This window comes from Bradyrhizobium sp., assembly GCF_049798375.1.
GTDB lineage: Bacteria > Pseudomonadota > Alphaproteobacteria > Rhizobiales > Xanthobacteraceae > Bradyrhizobium.
On sequence record NZ_JBARGP010000489.1, the window covers coordinates 1 to 3,196 of the forward strand.

3 protein-coding genes are annotated in these 3,196 nt (G+C 62.9%); all 3 read right to left on the reverse strand.

The window, feature by feature from the left end; translation table 11 throughout:
* Nucleotides 1-95: 95 nt before the first annotated feature.
* Entirely contained in the window at nucleotides 96-689 is a 594-nt protein-coding gene (locus WA702_RS20040; RefSeq protein ID WP_425112285.1) for a DUF1349 domain-containing protein, read from the reverse strand.
* A 137-nt stretch (nucleotides 690-826) separates the two neighbouring features.
* The gene (locus tag WA702_RS20045) at nucleotides 827-1,750 is read right to left on the reverse strand and encodes a substrate-binding domain-containing protein (RefSeq protein ID WP_425112286.1); all 924 of its coding nucleotides are present in this window, start codon (nucleotides 1,748-1,750) and stop codon (nucleotides 827-829) included.
* A gap of 37 nt (nucleotides 1,751-1,787) precedes the next feature.
* A complete protein-coding gene (locus tag WA702_RS20050) occupies nucleotides 1,788-3,125 on the reverse strand; it encodes an ABC transporter permease (protein ID WP_425112287.1) in 1,338 nt (445 codons plus the stop codon).
* Nucleotides 3,126-3,196: the final 71 nt, after the last annotated feature.

Here is a 3,196-nt window from a genome sequence, read left to right on the forward strand (position 1 = left end):
GATGCCCCTTTCTCATCGAGGTATTGCGCCAGTCGCGCCATATCCGTTGCGCGGCGCGGCTTTCTGCCGCTCCCCAAGCCGCAGGGCAACGCGCCCTAGCTGAGGTCATGCAGATCCTTGCCGAGCGGTGGCGTCAGGCGAAAGTCCGAGAACGTGACCGGTAATCCGTCTCGTTCGGGTGTGCAGGCCATCGGCCCGACCAAATAAGATTTCGCCTTGGGAAAGGGCGCCAATCGCATCAGTGGCCAGAGTTTGCCGTCGGCCGAAACCTGCAATCGAAGAACGCCGTTCGCGACGGTCACCCGCATCCGGAAATCGCCGGCGTGCCCCTCATACGGAGCAGTTGCCCAATCTGATTGGCCATTGGTCAATACGCTTGCGAGCATGGCGCGCCCGTCTGAAAATTCAATTCCGGCTTTGACCCAACGCTCGGCGTCGATGCGCACCATGATGCCAGCCTGGTCGTAGAGCGCTTGAAAATCGCACTGGACCCGCAATTCCGCGGTGAAGGCGTCCGGGGTCCGAAAACCCAGGAAATGACCACTGTCGCGGCAAAACCCATAATGGGTTTCGCGCCAGAAATCGGTCGCCTCGTCAGTGACGATCTCAAGGTCGTCGCCCTGCGCGGTCCATCGCTTCGGTTCGTTCAGCCAGATGCCGTCTGGTCTGCGAAAGATCGCATCGCTCATGTCAGACCTCCGAGAGGGGAGACGATCTCACGCGACGTCATTCTCGTACAGTGAGATAGAGGCGAGACGAACGAAGAGCCGGGCGCGGAATTCGACCGTGCCGAGCTCTTCGAAACGCCAGTTCAAGTATCAGCTCGTCAGAGCAATCCGTTCTTCTTCAGGATCTCCGGCGCGTTCTCCTTGGTGATCAGCGTCGTCGGCAACGTGATGACCGGTTCGAGTTTTTCGCCCTTCAGAAGCTTGGCAGCCTGCCGCAATCCTTCCGCGCCGGGTGTTGCGTAGAGGAAGGTCGCGGTGAGCTGTCCCTTGGAGACCCAGGTGACGCCCTCGTCCGGCAGGCCGTCGATCCCGATGATGAACTTGATGTCCTTGTCGCGGCCGGCGTCCTTGGCGGCGAGATAGGCGCCATAGGCCATCGGATCGTTGTGGCCATACACCATGTCGATCTTCTCGTTGTTGCGCAGCGCCGTCGTCATGATGTCGTAGGCCTTGTCCTGCTTCCAGTCGCCGGATTGATTGTTGAGCAGGTACTTGATGCCACCCTCCTTGTCGGTGAAGGCATGGAAGCCATCGTGACGGTCATGTGCCGGCTGGGTGCCCATGCCGCCCCAGATTTCGACGACGTTGCCGGCCGCCTTGCCGGGACCGCCGAGCAGCTTGACCGCATGCTCGCCGGCCGCCTTGCCGATCGCGACATTGTCGCCGCCGATGAATTGGGAGATGCGCTTGGTGTCGACGTTGCGGTCGAGCACGATGACGGGAATCTTGGCGTCGATCGCCTTTTCGACGACGCCGGTCAGGCCGGCGGATTCCTTGGGCGAGATCAGCAGCACATTCACCTGCTGCACGATCAAATTGTCGCAGTCGGCGACCTGCTTTTCGGTCTTGTCCTGGCCGTCGGTAATGATGAGGTCGATGTCCGGATGGTTCTTTGCCTCGGCCAGAATGTCCTTGTTGAACTGCACGCGCCACGGCTCGAGCGTGGTGCATTGGCTGAAGCCGACCTTCGACTTGCCGGCGGCTCTGGCAGGTGTCCAGCCGGCCGGCAGATAGATGGTCATTGCGGCCCCAGCCGCGGTGGTCGATAGTTTCAAGAACTCACGACGCTTCATCGAGATCCTCCCTTGCGAATTGTGCCTTTGCGGCGCTTGGCAGCCGATGGGGCTCGGCTGTTTTCGGACCGACGTGCTCGTCGCCTGATCGGCGGAATTGCCAACGCGCGACGAGCTGGCCGAGATTCTGTTCCTGCACCAACACGGTGCAGACGATGATCAATCCCTTCATCACCAGCTGGACGTTGGAGTCGATGTTCTGAAGCTGCAGGATGTCGGAGAGCAGCCCGAAGATCAGGACGCCGACAAAGGTGCCGGCGAGGCCGCCGCGGCCGCCCATCAGGCTGGTGCCGCCGATCACCACGGCGGCGATCGCATCGAGCTCCAGCCCGGTCCCCGCATCCGGCTTGCCCTGCCGGTACTGCGCAACGAACAGCACGCCGGCGATCCCCGCCAGCAGGCCTGACAGGAGATAGGCCGTGAGCTGCACCTGCGCGACCTTGATGCCCGAGAGCTTTGCCGCCTCGACATTGCCGCCGATCGCATAGGCGTAGCGGCCGAAGGTCGTGAACCGCAGGATCGCGCCGAACAGGATGATGGCTGCCAGGAAGAATACGCTCGGCACCGGCAGCACGCCCCACAGCATCGAGCGCAGCAGTTCGAAAGCCTCGGTCGCATTGGTGCCGGTGTAGACCGGCACCACGGCGTTGTCAGAACCGGCCGTCAATCGTGCGATACCGAGCGCGCTGACCATCATCGCCAGCGTCGCGATGAAGGGCTGCAACCGGCCGGTCACGATCAGGAGACCATTGACGCCGCCGAGTACCATCGCAAGGCAGGGCGCGATCAGGAGAACACCGAGAACGCCAAACTTGGTCGGCACTTGGTTCATCGTCCACCACCCGATCGCAATCGTGGCGACGAGCCCAAGCAGTCCGGGGATCGCTGTGCTTTGCCGGCGCGAGAGCGCGATCTCGCGCCGCCGCCCCGCACTGACATCGCGGCCGCGGGCGAGCCCTGCGAATATGAAGCGCACGGCGAGTGCCACAGCTGCGCCGCCGACCAGGATCGCCGCCGGCACGCCCATGACGGACGCCGCGGTCCAGCCGGGCTTGGTCAGCAGCATCGCGCAGATCACCGTCGAGAAACCCATGACCGAGCCGACCGACAGATCGATGCCGCCGAGCAGGATGACCATGGTCATGCCGGTTGCCACCAGCCCGGTGATCGAAACTTGGCGCAGCACGTCGGTGAGATTGCCGTAGGAGAGGAAGATGTTGTGGCCGGATGACGTGTACGGCGAGGTGAGGGCGCCGATCAGGCAGATTAGCAACAGGCCCCAATAGAGCTTGGTCCGGGACAGCAGGCGGAGGAACGCTGTCATGACACGGCGTCCTGTGACCGCGCCGCCATGCCCGGCGCCGCCAGGCGCATGACGGTCTCCTGTGTCGCATT